Below are 21,483 nucleotides of genomic sequence, written 5' to 3'. Positions count from 1 at the left end.
TCTCGGCTTATAGAATCTTTCCAGACGCGCCGCCAGATCGACAATCATGCGCAGCAATGCAGATTGACCGATCGCGGCGGCCTAGTCGGACCGGGGAATGCGCAAAGATGCGGCTGTCGGGGCGTGGGCTCAGATGTGTACGGGGCGGCCGCGAGGTCTTCGCCGGTCTCGATTTCGACGCCGTCGGCGGCGAGGCGGTGGCCGTGGTTGGCCATAACGGCGCCGGCAAGACCACCTTGCTGCGCCTGATCGCGGGTCTGCTGGCGCGGGCCGACGGGGTGATCGAGCTGTCGGGCGGCGACGCCGAGCTGCCGGTGCCCGAGCAGGCGCATTATCTCGGCCATCGCGACGCGCTGAAGCCGTCGCTGAGCGTCGTCGAAAACCTGACATTCTGGCGCGACTTTCTCGGCGGCGAGCCGGCCGATCCGCAGGCCAGCCTGGCGGCGGTCGGCCTGTCCCACACCGCGCATCTGCCGGCGGCCTATCTGTCGGCCGGGCAGCGCCGACGGTTGTCGGTGGCGCGATTGCTGGCGGTACGACGGCCGATCTGGCTGCTCGATGAGCCGACCTCGGCGCTCGATACCGCCGGACAGCAGATGTTCGCCGGGTTGATGACCGACCATCTCGCCCGCGACGGCCTGATCATCGCCGCCACCCACACCCCGCTCGGCATCGCCGCGCGCGAATTGCGGATCGGGGCGGTGGCATGATGATTCGGACTAGCCTCGAGCGCGGTGCCCGCGGCACCCCCACCCCCGACCCCTCCCCGCAAGGGGGAGGGGCGCGCGCAGTGCTCGGGGAGGATTTGTTCTTTACAGCCGATCGAAACACGAGCGCTTTCAAGTTCCGCAAATCATCCGCGGCCTCTCTGCTCCCCTCCCCCTCGCGGGGAGGGGTCGGGGGTGGGGGGCCACGGGCATTGCGCTCACGGGTGGCGGTATGACCGCGCTCACAGCCATCATTCGCCGCGACGTCAGGATCGCGCTGCGGGTCGGCGGCGGCGCGCTGATCGGGGTGCTGTTCTTTCTCACCGTGGTGGTGCTGATGCCGTTCGCGATCGGGCCGGATCTGAAGCTGCTGGCGCGGATCGGACCGGCGATCCTGTGGCTCGGCGCGCTGCTCGCCAGCCTGTTGACGCTGGACCGGCTGTTCATGGCCGATGCCGAGGACGGCTCGCTCGATCTGCTCGTGATGAGCCGGACCCCGCTGGAACTGGCCTGCGCCGCCAAGGCGCTTGCGCATTGGCTGGCGGCGGGCGTGCCGCTGATCGTCGCTACCCCGGTCCTCGGCCTGTTGCTCAATCTCGACGGCTCGGCGTCGCTGGCGGTGATGCTGACGCTGCTGGCCGGAACACCGGCGCTGACTTTTACCGGCATGATCGGCGCGGCGCTGGCGGTGACGATGCATCGCGGCGGGCTGCTGCTGGCGGTTTTGGTGCTGCCTTTGGCTATACCGGTGCTGATTTTCGGCGTCGCGGCGTCGCAGGCGGCGATTTCAGGTCCGGTTTCGTTCGGCACGCCGTTTTCGATCCTGTGCGCGCTGTCGCTGGCCAGCATGGTGATCGGACCATTTGCCGCGGCCGCCAGCCTGCGTCAGGGGATGGATTAGGTGCCGGGTTTAATCTCGATCAACTCTCGCGGAGCCAAGCTGAAGCAAGTATCGGCGGATTGCCTGCGGCCGCCGCTGCCATTATCAGGAACGCCATGACATCAGGAACGCCATGAATCTGACCGATCTTGCCAATCCGACCAAGTTCCTGACCCTGACCGGGCGGATTCTGCCGTGGCTGGCCGGACTCACCGCCTGTCTGCTGGCGGTTGGCCTCGTTCAATCGGCGCTGGCGCCGGATGATTATCAGCAGGGCGCCACCGTCAAGATCATGTTCATTCACGTTCCCAATGCCTGGCTGGCGATGTTCGTCTGGGGGGTGATGAGCCTCGCCGCGCTCGGCACCCTGGTCTGGCGGCATCCTTTGGCCGACGTCGCCGCCAAGACCGCGGCGCCGATCGGCGCGGCCTTCACCTTCCTGGCGCTGCTCACCGGCTCGCTGTGGGGCCGGCCGATGTGGGGCACCTATTGGGAATGGGACGCCCGGTTGACCTCGATGCTGATCCTGTTCCTGATGTATCTCGGCCTGATCGCGCTGTGGCGCGCGGTCGAGGACCCCTCGCGCGCCGCCCGCGCCGCTGCGATCCTGACCCTGGTCGGCGCCCTCAATCTGCCGGTGATCAAATTTTCGGTCGATTGGTGGAATACGCTGCACCAGCCGGCCTCGGTGATGCGGATCGGCGGCTCGACGCTGGACAAGGCGTTCCTGATCCCGCTGCTGGTGATGGCGGTCGCGTTTTCGCTGCTGTTCGTGACGCTGCATCTGGCGGCGATGCGCAATGAAATCCTGCGCCGCCGCATCCGCACCCTGCAGATGCTGCAGGCCAGCCGCCCCGAGGCGGCGTGATGGCGCTCGGTCCCTATGCGGCGTTCATCGTGTGGTCCTATCTGGCCGTGGCCATCGTGGTGGCGATGCTGATCGGCTGGGTCTGGTTCGATTATCGACGCCAGAAAGCCCGGTTGCACGCCCTCGACGCCGCCGGCGCGCTCCGGCGCTCCGGCAAACGCGCAACGGATATCTCATGAGCGATCAGACCCAATCGAGCCGCCGCTCCTGGCTGGTGGCGCTGCCGCTGTTCATCTTCACCGCGCTGGCGGCGATGTTCTATTTCGGCCTCGGCGCCGGCGACCATTCGCGGATTCCCTCCGCGCTGATCGGGCGCCCGGCGCCGCAGACGACATTGCCGGCGCTCGAGGGCCTCAACCGTGACGGCGTCCAGGTCCCGGGTCTCGACCCGGCGCTGTTCAAGGGCAAGGTCAGCGTCGTCAATGTCTGGGCGTCATGGTGTGTGCCGTGTCACGACGAGGCGCCGCTGCTGATGGCGCTCAGCGAGGACAAGCGCGTTCAGCTGGTCGGTATCAACTACAAGGACAAGCCCGACAACGCCCGGCGTTTCCTCGGCCGCTACGGCAATCCCTTCGCGGTGGTGGGGACCGATGATAATGGCCGCGGCTCGATCGAATGGGGCGTCTATGGGGTGCCGGAAACCTTCGTCGTCGGCCGCGACGGCGCCATCGCCTACAAGCTGGTCGGGCCGGTGACGCCGGAAAATATCGATACGGTACTCAAGGCCGAAATCGCCAAGGCGCTGGCGGCCGGCAATCAGGCCGCCGCCACGCCCGCGAAATAATTTTCGGCTTTTATCTGCCGTTCATTTCGCGGCCATGGCGCCGCCATGAATCCCCAGCTAGCTCCACGGCGTGACTAACAACGTCCCTGGAGGACCTCACCGATGCGTCATTTCAAGCTTGCTTCGCTTTCCGCCGCGGCCCTCGCGCTGGGCCTGCTCGCCGCCCAGCCGACGATGGCGCAGTCGCCGCAGCCGGCCACATCCGAGAAAATGGCTCCGAGCCCCAAAGCCGCGCCCAAGGCCGCACCCAAGGCCGCCAAGATGGCGCCGAAGGCCGAACTGCTCGACATCAATTCGGCGAGCGCCGACGAGCTCGCCGCGCTGCCCGGAATCGGCAAGGCCTATTCGGCCGCGATCATCAAGGGCCGCCCCTATAAGGGCAAGGACGAGCTGGTGCAGAAGAAGATCGTGCCGCAGAAGACCTATAACGGCATCAAGGCCAAGATCATCGCCAAGCAAAGCTGAGCGATCGGACTACCTCAAAGTGCCCCGGATGCGGCGCGACGCGCCGCGTCCGGGATATGGTGCGCCGTCCAGTCCCTAATCCTTGGAGACGTCCCCGCGCTCGCTGTCGGGGGCTTCCAGCGTCGCCGGCTCCAGGTGATAGCGCTTGATCAGCGGCATCTGGGTGAAGGCGAACAGCATGGTCAGCGGCACCATGCCGAACACTTTGAAGGCGACCCAGAATTCGGTCGTCTGGGTGCGCCAGATCGATTCGTTGAGCACCGCCATGGCGAAGAACCACAGCGCCCAGCGCAGCGTCAGGATCTTCCAGCCGCGCGGCGTCAGGTTGAACATCTGGTCGAACATGATGGCGATGAAGGATTTGCCGAACAGCAATCCGCCGCCCAGCACCGCGCCGAACAGCGCATAGACGATGGTCGGCTTCATCTTGATGAAGGTCTCGTCGTGCAGCACCAGCGTCAGCGTGCCGAACACCAGCACCACGATGGCGGTGACGATCGTCATCATCGGCACATGCCGCGTCACCACATAGGACGCGATCATCGCCACCGTCACCGCGACCATGAAGGCGCCGGTGGCGGCGAACAGATGCCACTTCGAATTGACGAAGAAGAACACCAGCAGCGGCCCGAGCTCGGTGGCGAGCTTGAACAGCGGGTGCGGCTGCTTCTTTTCGAGCAGGCTGTCGGTCATGTCGTCTCCGTCCCCGCGATGGCCTGGGCGAAATCCCGCGCGGTGAACGGCGCCAGATCCTCGATCCCTTCGCCGACGCCGATGAAATGCACCGGCAATTTGTGTTTCTCCGCCAGCGCCACCAGAATGCCGCCGCGCGCGGTGCCGTCGAGCTTGGTCATCACCAGCCCGGTGACGCCCGCGGTGCGCGCAAAGGCCTCGACCTGCGACAGCGCGTTCTGGCCGACGGTGGCATCCAGCACCAGCAGCACCGCATGCGGCGCGCTGGCGTCGACCTTCTTGATGACGCGAACGACCTTTTCCAGCTCGTTCATCAATTCCTTGCGGTTCTGTAGCCGGCCGGCGGTGTCGATCAGCAGCACGTCGCGGCCGTCATCCTTCGCCGCGGTCAGCGCGTTGAATGCCAGGCTGGCGGAATCGGAGCCCTGCGCGCCGGCGATCACCGGCGAGCCCGAGCGTTCGCCCCAGATCTTGAGCTGCTCGATCGCGGCGGCGCGGAAGGTGTCGCCGGCGGCCAGCATCACCTTGCGGCCCTCGGCCGAGAATTTGGCCGACAATTTGCCGATCGTGGTGGTCTTGCCCGAGCCGTTGACCCCGACCATCAGGATCACGAAGGGTTTCTTGGTCGCGTCGATCACCAGCGGCTGCGCCACCTGGGACAGCACCTTCTCCACCTCGGAAGCGACGATCTCCTTGACGTCGCTGGCGGAAATCATCTTGTCGTAGCGCCCGTGGCCGACCGCGGCGGCAATCCGCGCCGACACGTCGGAGCCGAGATCGGCGCGCAGCAGCACGTCCTCGATCTCCTCGAGCATGGCCTTGTCGAGCTTGCGCTTGGAGACGAACTCGGCCAGCGCGGTGCCGATCGAGCTCGAGGTCCGCTTCAAGCCGCTGGACAGCCGGCGCCACCAGCTCGGCTTTTTGGTTTCAGTCGTGTCGTTCATGATCCGGCTGTGTTAGCGGTTTCGCGCCATGAGCGAAAGTCACCCTGAACGAACGGATATGGCGGAACTGACCGCCGACGAGATGCTGGCGCGGGTGCTGTACCGCGACGGGCTGATGCTGGTGATCGACAAGCCGGCCGGCCTGCCGGTGCATCGCGGCCCCAAGGGCGGCGCCAATCTGGAATCCTCGTTCGATTTCCTGCGTTACGGCCTGCCGCGGCCGCCGGTATTGGCCCACCGCCTGGACCGGGATACGTCCGGCTGCCTGGTGCTCGGCCGCCACCGCAAGGCCACCGCCTCGCTCGGCCTGTTGTTCAAACATGGCCGGATCTCCAAGACCTATTGGGCGGTGGTCCAGGGCGGTCCGGCCGAGGATCAAGGCACCATCGATCTGCCGCTCGGCCGACTCAACGCCGAACGCGGCTGGTGGCAGAAGGTCGATCCCGAAGGCCAGAAGGCGGTGACCAATTGGACCGTGCTGGGGCGATCTTTCGTCCCCCCTCCCCCTGGCGGGGAGGGGTTGGGGGTGGGGGGCCAAAACGGAAGCCTGACTTTGGATCCCCCTGCGGAGGAGGGAGCAGGCAGGCTCACCTGGATGGCGCTGGAGCCGGTGACCGGCCGCACCCATCAATTGCGGGTGCATTGCGCGGCGATGGGCTGGCCGATCTTCGGCGACAACATTTATGGCAATGGCCCGCGCTTCGGCGACCCGACGCTGCATCTGCACGCCCGCGAGATCGTGATCCCGCTGTCGCGCAACAAGCCGCCGGTGGTGGTCACGGCGCCGGTTCCGGCGCATCTTCAGCAGCGGATGATGGAATGCGGATGGACCGGAGACAGCGCGGAGGCGACCTGATGCGTCGAGTGATCGCATTGAAAAGTGTGATGATTTTGGCTTTGACCGGATCGCTGACGGCGGCCGCGATCGCGCAACACCAGGGCCACATGCAGCACCACGACCACGGCGGAATGGCGCAGAGCGACAGCCGCGAACTGGTGCAGATGCCGGACGCGATCGTGCGGCCGATGCTGTCCAATATGCGCAACCATCTGGCGGCGCTGCAGGAAATTCAAAGCGCAATGGCGCAGGACAAATTCGATGACGCGGCCAGCATCGCCGAATCCCGCCTCGGGATGTCGTCGCTGGGTCTGCACGGCGCCCACGACATTGCGCCGTTGATGCCGGCCGGGATGCAGCAGGCCGGAACCGAGATGCACCGTGCCGCCAGCCGCTTCGCCATCGCGGTCAAGGATGCGGGCGTCAGCGGCGACAACAAGCCGGCGCTCGCGGCCTTGGCAGCGGTGACCGCGCAATGCGTCGCATGCCACACCGGCTATCGGATCAGGTGATCTGGCCCGGGTGATTTGGTCTTGGCCGCTCAGACCGTCAGCCTGGCGCCGTCGTGCCCGGCCATCGTCAGCCTGCGCACCACGCCGGGCTTGTCTCCGGCAATCGCCACCGGGATGAAATGATCGGTGCGGCCCTGGGTGGGGCTCTCGATCAGCACCGTCCGGGTCTGGCCGATCTCGGCATCGAGCCGCCGCCGCAGCGCGGCCTCGCCGGCCTCGCGCAGCCGCCGGGCGCGCTCCTTGATGACGTTGCCGTTGACCTGCGGCATCCGCGCCGCCGGCGTGCCGGGCCGCGGCGAATAGGGAAACACATGCAGGAAGGTCAGGTCGCATTCCGCGACCAGATCGAGCGAGCGCGCAAACATCGCCTCGGTCTCGGTCGGAAATCCGGCGATGATGTCGGCGCCGAAAGCGATGTCGGGCCGCAGCCGGCGCAGCTGCGCGCAGAAATCGATCGCGTGCTGGCGGCTGTGGCGCCGCTTCATGCGCTTCAGGATCATGTCGTCGCCGGATTGCAACGACAGATGCAGATGCGGCATCAAGCGCGCGTCAGTGGCGATCAGGTCGATCAGGTCGCGGTCGGCCTCGATCGAATCGATCGACGAAATCCGCAGCCGCTTCAAGTCCGGCACATGGCGCAGGATCTGCCGGGTCAACGCGCCGAGCCTAGGCGCGCCGGGCAGGTCGGCGCCGTAGCTGGTGAGATCGACGCCGGTCAGCACGATCTCGGCATGGCCGCGTTCGGTCAGCGCCCGGACCTGATCGACCACCGCGCCCATCGGCACCGAGCGCGAATTGCCGCGGCCGAACGGGATGATGCAGAAGGTGCAGCGATGGTCGCAGCCATTTTGCACCTGCACGAACACCCGCGGCAGCCCGCTCTGGAATCCGCCGACCAGATGCGGCGCCATCTCGCGGACCGCCATGATGTCGGTGACGGCGATCTTGTGGGTGTCGTCGGTAGCGAACGCTGTGCGCGCGGCGCGCCAGGCCGCGCCGCGCATCTTGTCGTCATTGCCGAGCACGCGGTCGACCTCGATCATGTCGGCGAACATTCCCGGCTGGGTCTGGGCGGCGCAGCCGGTGACCACGATCCGCGCGCCGGGGCGTTCGCGCTTCAGCCGGCGGATCGATTGCCGAGCCTGCGCCACCGCCTCATTGGTCACCGCACAGGAATTGATGACGATAGCGTCGTCGATCCCGGCGTCCTCGGCCTCGCGGCGAATCACTTCGGATTCAAACGCGTTGAGCCGGCAGCCGAAGGTGACGATGTCGACCGCCATCAGGCGCCGGTCTGGTCGTGCGCGGCCGCGAACAGCGCCGGGTCGAACTGGCCTTCATATTCGAGCGTCGCGGTGCCGGTCATCAGCACGTGATCGTCGCTCTGGCGCCACTCGATCGACAATTCGCCGCCCGGCAGGGTGATGCACACGGTGCGATTGGTCCGCCGCAGCCTGGCGGCGGCGACAGCGGTGGCGCAGGCCGCCGAGCCGCAGGCGCGGGTCAGGCCGACGCCGCGCTCCCAGGTCCGGATCGTGATGTGGTCGCGGTCGACGATATGGGCCAGCGTGATATTGGCGCGCTCGGGGAAGATCGGATGGTTTTCCAGCAGAGGCCCGAATCGGCCGAGATCATAGGCCTCGACATCGTCGACCCAGAACACGGCGTGCGGATTGCCCATGCTGACCACCGAGGGGGTGTGCAGGATCGGGGCGTCGATCGGGCCGATCTGCAACTCGATCGAGCGGGTGTCGCGAAATTCCTCCGCCAGCGGAATGTCCTGCCAGCCGAATTTCGGCGCGCCCATGTCGACGGTATAAAGCTCGGGCGACGGGCCCTGCCAGGCGTTGAGCAGCCCGGCCTTGGTCTCGAACGTCATCGCCGATTTGCCGGTCGCGGCGAACAGCTGCCGCGCCACGCAGCGCATGCCGTTGCCGCAGGCGCCGGCTTCGGAGCCGTCATTGTTGTAGATCCGGACAAAGGCGTCGGTGCCGGCCAGTCGCGGCGGCTGCAGCACCATCAGCTGGTCATAGGGCACCGCATCCGGCGCCGCCACGGCGCGGGCGTCGTCGGCGGTGACCGGCGCGGGATGGTCGCGCAGATCGACCACCACGATCTCGTTGCCGATGCCGTTCATCTTGCTGAAATGGCGGTTTGCCAGCGCGCTCATGAGCCTGTCCTTGCCGCCCTTATATGGCGAGGCGCCGGGCTTTGACCAGTACGGCAAATCTGTGTCGGCGGGACGCGACCGATAGCGCGGCACCTATCGCCGATCAGACAGGGGACGAATTCCAACCTCGCGTGTTAACGTGGTCGCGAAGGTTGCGTATGGGCAGGCGCCGCGGATCGCAACTGCCGATACGGCCATGGAGACACACGAAAATGACCCGCCCCCGTTTTGTTCGCCGCCTGTTGCTCGGGCTGCTCCCGGCGACCGCAATGTCGCTCGGCATCGTTGGCGCCTGGGCGCAGTCGCCGCCGCCAGCCAAGCCCCCGGCGGCGGATACGCCGGCCGCGCCTGCGCCGGAAGCCGCGCCCCCGGCGTCGTCGACCACCCCGCCGGCTGCGACCGACACTCCGGCGACCGATACACCGGCGATGCCACCGGCCGCGCCGCAGGCGCCGCCGGTGGCCGGTACGGCCACGCAACCCCCGGCGGAGACCGCAGACGCATTCGGCGAGGAAACCACGCTGCAGCCCAAGACCGTGGTGATTCTGAGCAACAAGGCCACCTGGGAAACCGCGTTCGAGACCCTGACCGATTCATTCAAGACGGTGAAGACGCTGCTCGACAAGCAGGGCATCAAAGCCGACGGCAATCCGATGATCGTCTACACCTCGACCGACGATGCCGGCTTCACCTTCCAGGCCGAGATCCCGGTGGCGCAGGAGCCCAAGAATCTCGGCAGCAATATGAGCATCGGCAAATCGCCCGACGGCAAGGCTTTGAAATTCGTCCACCGCGGCTCCTATGACAATATGGACAACACCTACGAGGCGATCACCAACTATCTTGACGACAAAAAGCTTGAAGCCAAGGATACTTTCTTCGAGGAATACCTCACCGATCCGCTCACGACCGCCGAGGACAAATTGGTGATCAATGTCTATGTGCCGCTGAAATGATGTCGTACCGCAAACTGATAGCCGTCGGGTTCGCCTCGGCGATGATGTTCGCCGCGCCGGCGCTGGCTGAGACCGCGTCGCCGCCCTCGATCTCGGTGATCGGCGAGGCCAGCGTCTCGGTGCCGCCGGATCTGGCGACCGTCGATGGCGGCGTCACCAGCGAAGGCAAGACCGCGCGCGAAGCCTCTGAGGCCAATAATGTCGCGATGGGCAAGGTGCTGCTGGCGCTGAAGAGCGCCGGCATCGACCCCAAGGACCTGCAGACCTCGCGGCTGTCGCTGCAGCCACAATATGTCAATCAGGTCCGGCCCGGGCCGAGCGTGCTCAGCGGTTACCGCGCTTCGAACCATGTCACCGTCAAGGTGCGCGACGTCGCCAGGGTCGCCAGCATGATCGACATCATGGTCGGCGCCGGCGCCAATGAAATCGGCGGCATCGACTTCATGGTCGAACAGGCCTCGAAGCTGCTCGACGAGGCCCGCGGCCAGGCGATCGCGGACGCAAGGCGCAAGGCCGAGATCTATGCCAGGGCCGCCGGCGTCGCGCTGGGGGCGCCGCTCAATATTGCGGAGGGTGGCTCGCCCGCCCCGCGCCCCTATCGCAAAATGGCCGCCGATCTGGCGGCCTCGGCGCCGGTGGCGCAGGGCGAGGAAACGCTCAGCGTTTCAATCAACGTCGTCTGGGCGATCAAGGCACCGTAACGGGACCTGGCGGCGGCCATCATGACCTCATCCTGAGAGTTTGACCGAAATAGAAACCAGTAACGTCAGGCTTCATTCGTCATTGCGAGCCGAGGCCGGCGCGTAGCGCCGTCCGAAAGCGAAGCAATCCGGGGGCGCCAAGCAGGACTGGATTGCTTCGTCGCAAGAGCTCCTCGCAATGACGGCCTTGAAGTCTTGTGTCTGTTGATCGCTTTTTGAGCCAGACTCTGAGGAGCGGCCCGCAGGGCCGTGTTTTGAGGGATGGTGGAAGCTTGTCCTCATGGTTCGAGACGGCGCTGCGCGTCTCCTCACCATGAGAACGGCCATCACCGTGAGGACGGCGTAAGCGCAACGGGCCGGCTCAGAGCTCCCAGACCTGTCCGGGCTGCAAGGCGACGAAGTGCTCGCGGGCGATGCCGGCCGCGTCGAGCGCGGTGTGCAGCGCCTGTTCGGGAGCGTCGATCGCCTCGTCGGTCAGCTGGAACGTGGCGTGATGGTGGGCCAGCGCCTGCTCGGCGCCGCAATCGGCCAGCGCCTTGACGGCGTCGGCGGGGTTCATGTGCTGGTCCTCCATGAACCAGCGCGGCTCATAGGCGCCGATCGGCAGGATCGCCAGCCGCAGCGGACCGTGGGTGTCGCCTACGCGGGTAAAGTGCTTGCCCTCGCCATAGCCGGAATCGCAGACGATGTAGATCTTGCCCGCCGGCGTTTCCAGCACGAAGCTCGCCCACAGCGCCTTGTTGCGGTCGAATACGCCGCGCGCGCTCCAGTGCCGCGTCGGCACCAGCGTGACCGCGACGCCGTCGCCGAGCACGACGCGGTCGTGCCAGTCGAAGGCCTCGGCGCGGATCGCCTTGTCGTGGGACGTCATGGTCAGATCATTGCCGAGCGGCGTGATGACGCGCGGCGCATGCGCGGCTGCGAGCCGTGACAGCGTTGCCAGATCGAGATGGTCGTAATGGCCGTGCGACACCAGCGCGACATCGATCTTGGGCAGTGCCTCGAAGGCGATGCCGGGCGCGCGAACCCGCTTGGGGCCGGCGAATGACAGCGGCGAGGCGCGCTCCGACCACACCGGATCGACCAGAATATTGAGCCCGGCGGTCTGGATCAGCCAGCTGACGTGACCGACAAAGCTCAGCCGCACCTTGTCACCGGTCACGGCGGGCGGCGGCAGATCGGTCTGAACCGCGACACGGTCGGGCCATTTTGCCGGCTTGCGGGACAGCGTCCAGCCCAGCACGTCGCCGAGTTTTTTCGGCGGCGCCCCGTCGGGATCGAAAAAGCGCGTGCCGTCGAAATGGTCCGAGACCGGACCGCGGTAGCTTGCCATGCGGGAAATCCAGAAGGTCGAGAGGCCGGCCGTGGCGGTCAGCCCAGCCAGCAAGGTCAGAACGCGGCGGCGGGAAATCAAGAGCCCGGCCCGATCACGACTCGCCGACCAGCGGCACGTTTTCGGCGGCAGCGGCGCGGATCAGGGCCCGATCGAACGTGGCCAACGCAATGTGTTCGCGCTTGGCGAGTTCGAGATAGGCGGCATCATAGAAACTGAGGCTGTGACGACGGGATAGATCCAGGACCGCGTCAGGCCCGGGATTGGGGGCTATCGTGATCGGCAGGTCGCGCAAAAAGGCAAGGAATTGTGCCGCTTGTGCGGATGTGCTGCGTCCCCTGCGTTCGCCCAGCACAAGCACGTTGTGCATCTCGAACCACCAGATTCCCGGAACAATCGCGCCATGCTCGTCGTCGTTCAGCATGGCCAGGACCTTGTCGCCCCAGATATTGCGCTCATCGGGGAAATACCAATTCGCCATGACGGACACGTCGATGACGAGCGGCATGATCATTCGCGCCCTTCATCTTTCCACGCGATGATGTCTTCGACCGCAACCGGCTTGTTCTGTTTGCGAAGCTCCAGAATTCCTTCGATCGCTCGACGCGATCTTGCCCGGCGCGCCTCATCGGCCCCGGCCGTCGTCTCCGCCAGGGGCGCCCCTTCGCGGCTGATCACCAGCGTCTCGCCGCGTTCGACCTCGTCGAGCAGTTCGGCGAGGTGGGCGCGGGCTTGCGACAGATTGACGTGTTTCATGGCGGTTTCACCCGATTGGCGACCCTGAATATAGCAGCTTTCGGCCGCGATCGGGAGGCTCTGGGAGCGGCCAAAGATTGACTTCCGGGCGGTTTGCCGTATTGATGGCCGCCAATTCTCGAAAAGTCTTCTTTTCGACCCGCCGCCCGGTCCTGGAGACCGGAGGTCAACGCCCGACAGCGCGATGCGCCCTCGGGCGCGATTTTGGTTTGTGCTGGCCGTTCGTCGAACGGCCGTTGTCTGGGTTTATGCCGATGTTCGACAATCTATCGGAAAAACTGGGTGGGATTCTCGACCGTTTGACGCGGCGCGGCTCACTGTCGGAGGCCGACGTCGATCTGGCGATGCGCGAGGTCCGCCGCGCGCTGCTGGAGGCCGACGTCGCGCTCGACGTGGTGCGCAGCTTCACCGAGCGGGTCCGCGAGCAGGCGATCGGCGCCACCGTGGTCAAGTCGGTGACGCCGGGCCAGATGGTGGTCAAGATCGTCCATGACGAGCTGATCGCCACGCTCGGCTCCGAAGGCCAGACCATCGATCTCAACACGGTGCCGCCGGTCGCGATCATGATGGTCGGCCTGCAGGGCTCCGGCAAGACCACCACCACCGCCAAGCTGGCGCGCCGGATGACCCAGCGCGACAAGCGTAAAGTTCTGATGGCCTCGCTCGACGTCTATCGTCCGGCGGCGATGGAACAGCTCGCGGTGCTCGGCCGCGATCTCGAAATCGACACGCTGCCGATCGTGCTCGGCCAGAAGCCGGCGCAAATCGCCCGCCGCGCCGTGGAAGCCGCCAAGCTCGGTGGCTACGACGTGCTGTTGCTCGACACCGCCGGCCGCACCACGCTCGACGACGAGATGATGGCGGAAGCCGCCGAGATCAAATCGGTCGCGCTGCCGCATGAAGTGCTGCTGGTCGCCGACAGTCTGACCGGCCAGGACGCGGTCAATCTGGCGCGCTCCTTCGACGAAAAGGTCGGGCTGACCGGCATCGTGCTGACCCGGGTCGACGGCGATGGCCGCGGCGGCGCCGCTCTGTCGATGCGCGCGGTCACCGGCAAGCCGATCAAGCTGATCGGCACCGGCGAAAAAACCGACGCGCTGGAAGATTTCCACCCCGACCGCATCGCCGGCCGGATTCTCGGCATGGGCGACGTGGTGTCGCTGGTCGAAAAGGCCGCCTCGCATCTCGATGCCGAGAAGGCCGCCGCCGTCGCCGAGAAGATGCGCAAGGGTCAGTTCGACCTCACCGACATGCGCGATCAATTGCAGCAGATGACCAAGATGGGCGGCATCGGCGGGCTGATGGGCATGATGCCCGGCATCGCCAAGATGAAGAACCAGCTCGCGGCCGCCAATCTCGACGACAAGATCCTCAAGCGTCAGATCGCGGTGATCGATTCGATGACCCGGCAGGAGCGCAAGCACCCCGACATTCTCAAGGCCAGCCGCAAGAAGCGGATCGCCGCGGGCGCCGGGCTGAAGGTCGAGGAAGTCAATAAGCTCTTGAAGATGCACCGCAATATGGCCGACATGATGAAGGCCGTGGGGCGCGGCAAGGGCGGCCCGATGGCCGGCCTGGCGCAGGCGATGGGCTTTGGCGGCGGCATGCCGACGCCCGAACAGATCAAGGCGATGTCGGAAAAGATGCCGGGCGGTCTGCCGCCGGGCGGCGGCCTGCCCGAATTGTCGAAAGACCTGCCGCCCAGCCTGCGCTCCGGCCTGCCCAATCTGCCGGGCCTCACCGGGCTCAGCGGCAAGCCGAAACTGCCCGGCCTCGGCGGCTTCCCCGGCTTCGGCAAGAAGAAATAATCGCGATCACTTCCCCACCTCATTCGAAACGTTCACCAGGAGAACTCAATGTCAGTCGTCATCCGCCTCGCGCGCGCAGGCACCAAGAAGCGTCCGGTCTATCACGTCGTCGTCGCCGATTCGCGCTTCCCCCGCGACGGTCGCTTCATCGAACGGCTCGGCCATTTCAATCCGCTGATGGCCAAGGACAATGAGTCCCGGCTGAAGCTCGACATGGACAAGGTCAAGGCCTGGCTCGCCAAGGGCGCGCAGCCCTCGGATCGCGTCGCCCGCTTCCTCGACGCCGCCGGCGTTGCCAAGCGCGCGCCGCGCAACAACCCGGAAAAGGCGGTGCCGCGCAAGGAGCGTAAGGCCGCCGCCGAAGCCGCCGCGAAGAAGTAAGAGCTGATCGTGCAACTCTCCTCATGCTTCGAGACGCACGGCTTACGCCGTGCTCCTCAGCATGAGGTGTTGGGCTTGCCGCCGCGGCATGGCGTCGGACCTAGCACCGCCGCAGACCCTCATCCTGAGGAGCGGCGTCTTCGCCGCGTCTCGAAGGATGAGTGCTGATGCCGGCCGACAAAATCTGCGTCGCCCGGATCGGCGCGCCGCATGGCGTGCGCGGCGCGGTGAAGCTATGGACCTTCACCGAGGATCCGATGGCGGTGCGGGACTATGGACCGCTCGCCACCAAGGACGGCGCGCGATCATTCGAGATCGAGACTGCGCGGGCAGGCAACGGCCATCTGGTGGCGACGCTGAAAGGCGTGGCGAGCCGCGAGGACGCCGAACGCCTCAACGGCATCGAACTCTATGTCGCGCGCGACAAGCTGCCCGCGACCGACGACGACGAATATTACCACGCCGATCTGATCGGCCTGGCCGCCGAGACCACGAGCGGTGAGTCGATCGGCCGGGTGCTGGCGATCCACAATTTCGGCGCCGGCGACATCATCGAGATCGCGCCGCCGCATGGCTCCACCTTGCTGCTGCCGTTCACCAATGCGGTGGTACCGACAGTCGATATCGCGGGCGGCCGGGTGCTGATCGAGCTGCCGGCCGAGATCGAGGGCGATAGTCCGGATTCCGCCGAAGCGTGAGGCCATTCGTCGTGTCCCGGACAAGGTGCAGCGCGTAGCGCTGCGCCGCCGATCCGGGACCCCGGTTTCAGCCTCGGCAGCATCCGGGACACATCGTATCGCTTGTGACGGCGGGCGGACAGGTCCCGCGTATGACATTTTCCTCTGCTGCAAGGCTTCCGATGACCTGGCACGCCACCGTCCTCACGCTGTTTCCGGAGATGTTTCCCGGCCCGCTCGGCGTCAGCCTGGCGGGGCGGGCGCTGGCGTCGGGGATCTGGGCGCTGGAAGCCCGCGACATTCGCGCTTCGGCCACTGACCGCCACCGCAGCGTCGACGACACCCCGGCCGGCGGCGGCCCCGGCATGGTGCTGCGCGCCGACGTGCTGGCGGCGGCGATCGATGCCGCCGGTCCCTCGGAAGGGCGTCCGCGGCTGGTGATGAGCCCGCGCGGCCGGCCGCTGACCCAGGCGCGGGTCGCGGAACTGGCGGCCGGGCCGGGGCCGCTCATCGTCTGCGGCCGATTCGAAGGCATCGACCAGCGGGTGATCGACGCCCGCGAGCTCGAGGAGGTGTCGATCGGGGATTATGTGCTGTCCGGTGGCGAGATCGCCGCCTTCGCGCTGATCGACGCCTGCGTCCGGCTGTTGCCGGGTGTGATGGGCCGGCTGGAATCGGGAACCGACGAGAGTTTTTCCGCCGGATTGCTGGAATATCCGCAATATACCCGGCCGCAGACCTTCGAGGGCCGCCAGATCCCCGAAATCCTCACTTCCGGCGACCATGCCAAGGTCGCAGCCTGGCGCCAGGCCGAGGCCGAGGCGCTGACCAAGGCCCGGCGGCCGGAGCTGTGGGCGGCGCGGCCGACGTCGAATCGTCAAAAACCGCCAAAAAACGCGACGGATGGGTGACAAGGCTTAAGCTTTGCCGTATAGCACCGCCAAATCCGTGCAATGGCAGGATAATGGATCTTCGCGCAGCCCGCGCCGGGATGGCTGGGCGCGCCGCCGATGGAGAATTGCAATGAATCTCATTCAGACGCTCGAAAAAGAGCAGTTCGACAAGCTCTCCGCCGGCAAGGTGATTCCGGAGTTCGGACCCGGCGACACCGTGATCGTCAACGTCAAGGTCGTTGAAGGCGAGCGCTCCCGCGTGCAGGCCTATGAAGGCGTCTGCATCGGCCGCTCCGGCGGCGGCATCAATGAGAGCTTCACGGTTCGCAAGATCTCCTATGGCGAGGGCGTCGAGCGCGTCTTCCCGCTGCTGTCGCCGATGATAGATTCGATCAAGGTGCTGCGCCGCGGCAAGGTGCGTCGCGCCAAGCTGTACTACCTGCGCAACCTGCGCGGCAAATCGGCCCGTATCGTCGAGAAGAAGACCGAACGTCCGGTCAAGGTCGCCGCTGGCGCCGCCGCCGAGTAATCTCTCAGCGCAATGCAGTTTCGAAAAAGCGTGGCGCAAGCCGCGCTTTTTTGTGCGCCGATCTCCCGGGCGCGGTGCAGCGCTCTTCGCGCTGCTCCGCCGAACCGGGACCCCGCTTCATGGTGATGCCCGCAAACAATCGAGGCCCGGCTCTGCAGCGCAACACGCCGCGCTGGCCACGCGCTGCACTGCGTCCGGGGCGCGTGTTCCATCGCAGCTATTTGAAATCACCAAGCCGTAGCGTTGTCGCGCAGCCGCTTCGTGCTATATGGATGGAATGTTTCCAGATCGCCCCCGCATCGTGCTCGACGACCGCAGCCGCCTGCCATGGCGGTTCTTCGGTCGGCTGACGACGGCCGCGTTGACGGCTTGAGCGCATCGCGCTCGTCGCGCGCTCGCCATTTCCGATTTTTCGAATTCCGAACCAAGGTTCAAACCCATGTCCGAGACCAAGCCGACCACTTTGTACGACAAGATCTGGAACGATCATCTGGTGCACGAGGCCGATGACGGCACCTGCTTGCTCTATATCGATCGCCATCTGGTCCATGAAGTGACCAGTCCGCAGGCGTTTGAGGGACTGCGCACCACCGGCCGCAAGGTCCATGCGCCGGAGAAGACGCTGGCGGTGGTCGATCACAACGTGCCGACGACCGATCGCAGCCAGCCCAATCCGGATCCGGAAAGCACCGCGCAGATCGCCGCTTTGGCCGAGAACGCCCGCGAATTCGGCATCACCTATTACAACGAACACGACAAGCGCCAGGGCGTGGTCCACGTCATCGGCCCGGAGCAGGGTTTTACGCTGCCCGGCACCACCATTGTCTGCGGTGACAGCCACACCTCGACGCATGGCGCGTTCGGCGCGCTGGCGCATGGCATCGGCACCTCGGAAGTCGAGCACGTGCTGGCGACCCAGACGCTGATCCAGAAGAAGGCCAAGAACATGCGCGTCAATGTCGACGGCGCATTGCCGGACGGCGTCACCGCGAAAGATATCATCCTGGCCATCATCGGCGAGATCGGCACCGCCGGCGGCACCGGCTATGTGCTGGAATATGCTGGCGATGCGATCCGCGCGCTGTCGATGGAAGGCCGCATGACGGTGTGCAACATGTCGATCGAGGGCGGCGCCCGCGCCGGCCTGATCGCGCCGGACGAACAGGCCTATGCCTATCTGAAGGGTCGTCCGATGTCGCCGAGCGGCGCCAATTGGGACGCCGCGATGCGCTATTGGGAGACGCTGCGCTCCGACGAAGGCGCGCATTTCGACCACGAGATCCGGCTCGACGCGGCCGCATTGCCGCCGATCGTCACCTGGGGCACCAGCCCCGAGGATGTGATCTCGGTGACCGGCAAGGTGCCGAATCCCGCCGACATCGCCGACGAGGCCAAGCGGCTCTCCAAGGAGCGCGCGCTGGCCTATATGGGACTGATCGCCGGCACCAAGATCACCGACATCAAGATCGATCGCGCCTTCATCGGCTCCTGCACCAATGGCCGGATCGAGGATCTACGCGCCGCCGCCAAAGTGGCCGAGGGCAAGACCGTCAACGGCAACGTCAATGCCATCATCGTGCCGGGCTCCGGTCTGGTGAAGGAGCAGGCCGAGGCCGAGGGACTCGACAAGATCTTCATCAAGGCCGGTTTCGAATGGCGCGAGCCGGGCTGCTCGATGTGCCTGGCGATGAACCCCGACAAGCTCGCCCCGGACGAGCGTTGCGCCTCGACCTCGAACCGCAATTTCGAAGGCCGCCAGGGCTTCAAGGGCCGCACCCATCTGGTGTCGCCGGCAATGGCGGCGGCCGCGGCGATCGCCGGACACTTCGTCGATATCCGCGACTGGCACTGAATTCTTCAGCGGATCGATCCAATAGCAACAGGCGCCCATCGGGCGCCTGTTGTCGTTCGGGTATCAATTAACGTTCGGTAATAGATCCGCCGGACATGGTAGTGACGGCGCCACAGATCGGCGCGGCGTAGCGCCAATGGCGACCGCGAAAAATCGTCAACTCGAAACAAGAACAGGCCCGAAATTCGGGCCTGTTCGATGTCGGGTCGATGCTGTCGATCAGCGGTGGTGACGCCGATAGTAACGATGGTGCGGGCGCACATGCGCACGGCGATGCATGCGATGCGGACGATACCAGCCGTGGTGGCGGCGCACATGCGGATGGCGATGCCAGCTGCGGCGCCAATGGACTTCGGTGACGCCGGCAATCGGGCCGCTCTGAACCGCCGCGGCGATGCCAGGACCAGCCAGCGATGCGGCTTCGGAGCGCGTGGTCGGCGCCGCGACCAGCAGCAGGGCCGCAACGGCGAAGAGGCCTAAGATCCGTTTGATGTTCATGGGATTCCTTGGGGCTTGAGAAGAGCACAGCCGCTGGGGGCGGCGTGGCGGAGCAGTGCGCGTCGTCTGAAGGTCCTGATCAGGAACGATCCCGACCGCCCGACGACACAAAGCGACGCTAGGGACAGCGGCGTGAACCAACCGTGAATGGCGGCGCCGCAATGATGAATGCCCGTACAGGTAAACTTGTTCCGTCACGCCGGCCGAAATATCAAGGTCGCCGCCCGCGCGCGTAGCTGTCGGCGGAGAATGGTCGCGAGTGATCGCGGCATGATGGATGATTCAACGCAGCGTCGCTGCGGCGTGGCGAGGTCTTGCGCGTCATCGATGGACCGCAACGTGCGACGCAATCAGCGCGGCGTCGGCGAGACGAGTCTCAGCCGCGGCGCCAGAAGCAGTTCATCCGCGGCACGATCACGGTGCCGCTCGGGCGGAATTCCTGCACATAGGTTGCGGTGCAGTCGCGCACCGCGTTCGAACCGGGAAAATAGCGCGGATAGACGCCGTCGCCATTGTCGCGGGGATAGACCCGCAGCCGCTTCGGCCGCCGGCGGCTCTGCGCCGAGATATCGGTGGCGGAGGCTTGTGATGCGAAGGGGGTGGCCGGCGCCGCCTGCGCGGTCGCATCGGTCTGGCCCAGCATCGGCGCCGCCACCGCGAAGGCGAGCCCCATCGCCATCGTCAAACCTCGCATCGCACCCGCTCCCGCCAAAAATCCCCGCCGGCAAAGTCTCCGATTGCCGCGCTGGCGTCAACCGCAACCCCGCCCCGCTTTGTCCAATCGGCTGGGATCTTCTAGCATCAAGCCATGTGGACTGCCGCAAAACCGCCGTCGCTGGCCGAGCTCGAGGCGATGGCACTTAAGATGCTCGACCGGCTGCCGAGCGGGTTTCGGAAGCTGTGCGACGGCGTGATCATCCGGGTCGATGATTTTCCCTCCGACGAGGTGCTAGAGGAGATGCGGGCCGAGAGCGAATTCGACCTGCTCGGCCTGTTCCAGGGCATCGGCCTGCCGCAGCAAAGCAGCCAGGACATCGCGCCGCTGCCCAATATGATCTGGCTGTACCGGCGGCCCATCCTGGATTACTGGGCCGAGCACGACGATACCCTGGGCGACATCGTCCGCCACGTGCTGGTGCACGAGATCGGCCACCATTTCGGCCTGTCGGACGACGACATCGAGGCGATCGAGGCGCAGGTGCCGGACGAGGCGTAAGCCTCATAATGAGGAGCGCGAAGCCCGTCTCGAACCCTGAGGATCTCTGTTCACTCAAGACTTCAAGGCCGTCATTGCGAGGAGCTGTTGCGACGAAGCAATCCAGTCCCTGCCTGACGCCCCTGGATTGCTTCGCCTTCGGACGGCGCTGCGCGCCGACCTCGGCTCGCAATGACGAATTAGGCTTGATTTTAGTGGTTTCTTTTCCCGTCAGACTCTCAGGATAAGGGCTGTGCCCCGGGGTCGTCCTTGAAGATCGTCCTTGAAGATCGTCCTTGGAGCCAGCCCGGGATCGCGCTAAAATCCAGGTTCAATCTGGGAAACAGGCATATGGACAAGTTCACCACGCTGGAAGGCGTCGCGGCGCCGCTGAAGATCATCAATGTCGACACCGACATGATCATCCCCAAGCAGTTCCTCAAGACCATCAAGCGCACCGGGCTCGGCAAGGGCCTGTTCTCGGAGCAGCGCTACAATGACGACGGCAGCGAGAACCCGGATTTCATCCTCAACAAGCCGGCCTATCGCAATGCCAAGATCCTGGTCGCCGGCGATAATTTCGGCTGCGGCTCGAGTCGCGAACACGCCCCCTGGGCGCTGCTCGATTTCGGCATCCGCTGCGTGATCTCGACCTCGTTCGGCGACATCTTCTACAACAACTGCTTCAAGAACGGCGTGCTGCCGATCCGCGTCAGCCAGGACGACCTCGACAAATTGTTCGACGACGCCGAGCGCGGCGCCAACGCCACCGTCACGGTCGATCTGGCGGCGCAGGAAATCCGCGGCCCGGACGGCGGCACAGTGAAGTTCGAGATCGATCCGTTCCGCAAGCACTGCCTGATGAACGGCCTCGATGACATCGGCCTGACGCTGGAAAAGAAGGCCTCGATCGACAGCTACGAGGAAAAGGCCAAGACCGAGCGCGCCTGGGCGTAAGCCCCCGTCACCCTGGAGGCAGGGCTATCGCATGGAAGTTTGCGGTGGTTGCGAGCATCACCCTCCCCTGGAGGGGGAGGGTGAAG

At 65.7% G+C, this 21,483-nt stretch carries 27 protein-coding genes; 18 read left to right on the top strand and 9 right to left on the bottom strand.

Translation table 11 applies throughout. The features are described 5' to 3' along the window. Positions 1 to 107: 107 nt before the first annotated feature. From ccmA to RBJ75_RS19640, 6 genes are all read left to right on the top strand, one after another. Positions 108 to 710 carry a heme ABC exporter ATP-binding protein CcmA gene (ccmA, locus tag RBJ75_RS19665; protein ID WP_044413737.1) on the top strand — a complete coding sequence of 201 codons (603 nt, stop codon included), beginning with the start codon at positions 108 to 110 and terminating at the stop codon, positions 708 to 710. A 229-nt stretch (positions 711 to 939) separates the two neighbouring features. Further along, entirely contained in the window at positions 940 to 1,608 is a 669-nt protein-coding gene (gene ccmB, locus RBJ75_RS19660) for a heme exporter protein CcmB (RefSeq protein WP_044413734.1), read from the top strand. Between the two features lie 112 nt (positions 1,609 to 1,720). Continuing rightward, positions 1,721 to 2,455 (top strand): heme ABC transporter permease, encoded by a 735-nt coding sequence (locus tag RBJ75_RS19655; RefSeq protein WP_044413732.1) that lies wholly within the window; start codon positions 1,721 to 1,723, stop codon positions 2,453 to 2,455. Then, positions 2,455 to 2,634: a heme exporter protein CcmD gene (gene ccmD, locus RBJ75_RS19650; protein ID WP_044413729.1), complete on the top strand. Its 180-nt coding sequence runs from the start codon at positions 2,455 to 2,457 to the stop codon at positions 2,632 to 2,634. The genes RBJ75_RS19655 and ccmD overlap by 1 nt, the downstream gene beginning before the upstream one ends. After that, positions 2,631 to 3,239: a DsbE family thiol:disulfide interchange protein gene (locus RBJ75_RS19645; protein WP_044413726.1), complete on the top strand. Its 609-nt coding sequence runs from the start codon at positions 2,631 to 2,633 to the stop codon at positions 3,237 to 3,239. Before ccmD ends, RBJ75_RS19645 begins: the two co-directional genes overlap by 4 nt. A gap of 102 nt (positions 3,240 to 3,341) precedes the next feature. Continuing rightward, positions 3,342 to 3,704 (top strand): ComEA family DNA-binding protein, encoded by a 363-nt coding sequence (locus RBJ75_RS19640; RefSeq protein WP_044413722.1) that lies wholly within the window; start codon positions 3,342 to 3,344, stop codon positions 3,702 to 3,704. A gap of 75 nt (positions 3,705 to 3,779) precedes the next feature. On the opposite strand, the gene RBJ75_RS19635 is transcribed toward RBJ75_RS19640, so the two are convergent. Further along, positions 3,780 to 4,397: a septation protein A gene (locus RBJ75_RS19635; RefSeq protein WP_044413719.1), complete on the bottom strand. Its 618-nt coding sequence runs from the start codon at positions 4,395 to 4,397 to the stop codon at positions 3,780 to 3,782. Further along, positions 4,394 to 5,341 carry a signal recognition particle-docking protein FtsY gene (gene ftsY / locus RBJ75_RS19630; protein WP_044413716.1) on the bottom strand — a complete coding sequence of 316 codons (948 nt, stop codon included), beginning with the start codon at positions 5,339 to 5,341 and terminating at the stop codon, positions 4,394 to 4,396. The genes RBJ75_RS19635 and ftsY overlap by 4 nt, the downstream gene beginning before the upstream one ends. Before the next feature lie 28 nt (positions 5,342 to 5,369). Here ftsY and RBJ75_RS19625 point away from each other — a divergent pair, with 28 nt between their 5' ends. Beyond that, the gene (locus RBJ75_RS19625; protein ID WP_317528520.1) at positions 5,370 to 6,197 is read left to right on the top strand and encodes an RNA pseudouridine synthase; all 828 of its coding nucleotides are present in this window, start codon (positions 5,370 to 5,372) and stop codon (positions 6,195 to 6,197) included. Positions 6,198 to 6,226: 29 nt separating this feature from the next. Continuing rightward, positions 6,227 to 6,691, top strand: coding sequence for a hypothetical protein (locus tag RBJ75_RS19620; RefSeq protein WP_234707539.1), 465 nt, complete (start codon positions 6,227 to 6,229; stop codon positions 6,689 to 6,691). Positions 6,692 to 6,720: 29 nt separating this feature from the next. Here the strand turns inward: RBJ75_RS19620 and mtaB are convergent, their stop codons facing one another. Then, complete coding sequence (mtaB, locus tag RBJ75_RS19615) at positions 6,721 to 7,974, bottom strand: tRNA (N(6)-L-threonylcarbamoyladenosine(37)-C(2))-methylthiotransferase MtaB (RefSeq protein ID WP_044418604.1); 1,254 nt, start codon at positions 7,972 to 7,974, stop codon at positions 6,721 to 6,723. Next, on the bottom strand, positions 7,974 to 8,861 hold the full coding sequence (gene dapF, locus RBJ75_RS19610; RefSeq protein ID WP_044418608.1) for a diaminopimelate epimerase: 888 nt from the start codon (positions 8,859 to 8,861) through the stop codon (positions 7,974 to 7,976). Before dapF ends, mtaB begins: the two co-directional genes overlap by 1 nt. A gap of 212 nt (positions 8,862 to 9,073) precedes the next feature. Between dapF and RBJ75_RS19605 the strand changes: the two genes are divergently transcribed. Then, positions 9,074 to 9,817 carry a GyrI-like domain-containing protein gene (locus RBJ75_RS19605; RefSeq protein WP_044418606.1) on the top strand — a complete coding sequence of 248 codons (744 nt, stop codon included), beginning with the start codon at positions 9,074 to 9,076 and terminating at the stop codon, positions 9,815 to 9,817. Beyond that, entirely contained in the window at positions 9,814 to 10,518 is a 705-nt protein-coding gene (locus RBJ75_RS19600; protein WP_080901278.1) for an SIMPL domain-containing protein, read from the top strand. The genes RBJ75_RS19605 and RBJ75_RS19600 overlap by 4 nt, the downstream gene beginning before the upstream one ends. 361 nt (positions 10,519 to 10,879) lie before the next feature. On the opposite strand, the gene RBJ75_RS19595 is transcribed toward RBJ75_RS19600, so the two are convergent. The 3 genes from RBJ75_RS19595 to RBJ75_RS19585 all read right to left on the bottom strand — a co-directional run bounded on the left by RBJ75_RS19595 (position 10,880) and on the right by RBJ75_RS19585 (position 12,607). Next, the gene (locus RBJ75_RS19595) at positions 10,880 to 11,851 is read right to left on the bottom strand and encodes an MBL fold metallo-hydrolase (protein WP_080900971.1); all 972 of its coding nucleotides are present in this window, start codon (positions 11,849 to 11,851) and stop codon (positions 10,880 to 10,882) included. Positions 11,852 to 11,945: 94 nt separating this feature from the next. Then, positions 11,946 to 12,365: a type II toxin-antitoxin system VapC family toxin gene (locus RBJ75_RS19590; RefSeq protein ID WP_201776306.1), complete on the bottom strand. Its 420-nt coding sequence runs from the start codon at positions 12,363 to 12,365 to the stop codon at positions 11,946 to 11,948. After that, positions 12,362 to 12,607 carry a type II toxin-antitoxin system Phd/YefM family antitoxin gene (locus RBJ75_RS19585; RefSeq protein WP_044409183.1) on the bottom strand — a complete coding sequence of 82 codons (246 nt, stop codon included), beginning with the start codon at positions 12,605 to 12,607 and terminating at the stop codon, positions 12,362 to 12,364. The genes RBJ75_RS19590 and RBJ75_RS19585 overlap by 4 nt, the downstream gene beginning before the upstream one ends. 254 nt (positions 12,608 to 12,861) lie before the next feature. Here RBJ75_RS19585 and ffh point away from each other — a divergent pair, with 254 nt between their 5' ends. The 6 genes from ffh (at position 12,862) to leuC (ending at position 18,747) form a co-directional block, all read left to right on the top strand. Further along, positions 12,862 to 14,415 (top strand): signal recognition particle protein, encoded by a 1,554-nt coding sequence (gene ffh, locus RBJ75_RS19580; protein WP_044409200.1) that lies wholly within the window; start codon positions 12,862 to 12,864, stop codon positions 14,413 to 14,415. Positions 14,416 to 14,463: 48 nt separating this feature from the next. Continuing rightward, positions 14,464 to 14,796, top strand: coding sequence for a 30S ribosomal protein S16 (gene rpsP / locus RBJ75_RS19575; RefSeq protein WP_044409187.1), 333 nt, complete (start codon positions 14,464 to 14,466; stop codon positions 14,794 to 14,796). 167 nt (positions 14,797 to 14,963) lie between these two features. Next, positions 14,964 to 15,494 carry a ribosome maturation factor RimM gene (gene rimM / locus RBJ75_RS19570; protein WP_044409190.1) on the top strand — a complete coding sequence of 177 codons (531 nt, stop codon included), beginning with the start codon at positions 14,964 to 14,966 and terminating at the stop codon, positions 15,492 to 15,494. A 161-nt stretch (positions 15,495 to 15,655) separates the two neighbouring features. After that, on the top strand, positions 15,656 to 16,384 hold the full coding sequence (gene trmD, locus RBJ75_RS19565; RefSeq protein ID WP_044409192.1) for a tRNA (guanosine(37)-N1)-methyltransferase TrmD: 729 nt from the start codon (positions 15,656 to 15,658) through the stop codon (positions 16,382 to 16,384). A 112-nt stretch (positions 16,385 to 16,496) separates the two neighbouring features. Then, complete coding sequence (rplS, locus tag RBJ75_RS19560) at positions 16,497 to 16,895, top strand: 50S ribosomal protein L19 (RefSeq protein WP_044409193.1); 399 nt, start codon at positions 16,497 to 16,499, stop codon at positions 16,893 to 16,895. A 439-nt stretch (positions 16,896 to 17,334) separates the two neighbouring features. After that, a complete protein-coding gene (gene leuC / locus RBJ75_RS19555) occupies positions 17,335 to 18,747 on the top strand; it encodes a 3-isopropylmalate dehydratase large subunit (RefSeq protein WP_276156607.1) in 1,413 nt (470 codons plus the stop codon). A gap of 219 nt (positions 18,748 to 18,966) precedes the next feature. Here leuC and RBJ75_RS19550 read toward each other — a convergent pair whose 3' ends face one another. Continuing rightward, positions 18,967 to 19,245 carry a hypothetical protein gene (locus RBJ75_RS19550; protein ID WP_044408917.1) on the bottom strand — a complete coding sequence of 93 codons (279 nt, stop codon included), beginning with the start codon at positions 19,243 to 19,245 and terminating at the stop codon, positions 18,967 to 18,969. Positions 19,246 to 19,621: 376 nt separating this feature from the next. Further along, the gene (locus tag RBJ75_RS19545; protein ID WP_152647663.1) at positions 19,622 to 19,939 is read right to left on the bottom strand and encodes a hypothetical protein; all 318 of its coding nucleotides are present in this window, start codon (positions 19,937 to 19,939) and stop codon (positions 19,622 to 19,624) included. 114 nt (positions 19,940 to 20,053) lie between these two features. Here RBJ75_RS19545 and RBJ75_RS19540 point away from each other — a divergent pair, with 114 nt between their 5' ends. Then, positions 20,054 to 20,461 (top strand): metallopeptidase family protein, encoded by a 408-nt coding sequence (locus tag RBJ75_RS19540; RefSeq protein WP_044408914.1) that lies wholly within the window; start codon positions 20,054 to 20,056, stop codon positions 20,459 to 20,461. 330 nt (positions 20,462 to 20,791) lie between these two features. Then, a complete protein-coding gene (gene leuD, locus RBJ75_RS19535; RefSeq protein WP_044417282.1) occupies positions 20,792 to 21,397 on the top strand; it encodes a 3-isopropylmalate dehydratase small subunit in 606 nt (201 codons plus the stop codon). Positions 21,398 to 21,483 lie beyond the last annotated feature (86 nt).

Origin of the sequence: Rhodopseudomonas sp. BAL398, assembly GCF_033001325.1 — a bacterium.
Lineage (GTDB): Bacteria > Pseudomonadota > Alphaproteobacteria > Rhizobiales > Xanthobacteraceae > JARJEH01.
Note: the sequence above shows the minus strand (reverse complement) of the source record. Positions and strands in the feature narration are given on the sequence as shown.